The sequence below is a fragment of the Mycobacterium sp. KBS0706 genome (genome assembly GCF_005938675.2).
Classification (GTDB): Bacteria; Pseudomonadota; Alphaproteobacteria; order DSM-16000; family Inquilinaceae; genus Inquilinus.
The window spans coordinates 1-569 of record NZ_VCCH02000339.1 but is presented as its reverse complement, the minus strand read 5'-3'; the positions used below and the strand labels follow the sequence as shown (position 1 = coordinate 569).

1 protein-coding gene is annotated in these 569 nt (G+C 67.0%); it reads right to left on the bottom strand.

Annotated features, from left to right (window positions below; translation table 11 throughout):
• Window positions 1-517: 2OG-Fe(II) oxygenase family protein (locus tag FFK22_RS42165; RefSeq protein ID WP_306770276.1), on the bottom strand; the 517-nt coding region annotated here is incomplete at its 3' end.
• Window positions 518-569 lie beyond the last annotated feature (52 nt).

The window sequence follows — 569 nt, the reverse complement described above, 5'->3', positions numbered from 1 at the left end:
GGCACGGATCAATGTGGGCAAAACCTCGCGGCATCCGGCCTCCCCGGCCAGACCGGCCGAAGCGCGCCATCTCCGCCCATTGACCCGCGTCGCCGAAGTGGACATCTTCCGGGCCAGGTCGACGAGTTCGGGCGTAGGACTGTATCGTCCGGCGGCAAGGAGGGCGATGACGGCGAAGCCGCGGCAGCGACGCCCAGACATGGTCACCATATAGGAAGGGGACGTACGGCTCGGCATCGCCCAGCGCCAGCGGCTCAATTCGGGCGTCGACGCGCGGCTCGTAGAAGAATGGCACGGAGAAGCGCTCCCGGCCGGGCGACAGCACGCGGTGCTCGGCGGCAAGGATCCGCCCGCTCGTCCAGCGTTCGAGAAGCTTTCCGAAGTTCACGACGAGATGACCTTTGGCCGGCGGGATGTCGAGCCAGCTGCCGTCCGGCAGACGTGCCTGCAGGCCGTCCGCCTCATCCTGGAGCAGAAGGGTCAAGCAGCCGAAATCAGTGTGGGCCTCGCTGGCCACGCAACGCTGCTCGCCGCTGCGAAAGGCAAACAGATGGGGTGATTGGGGTCTG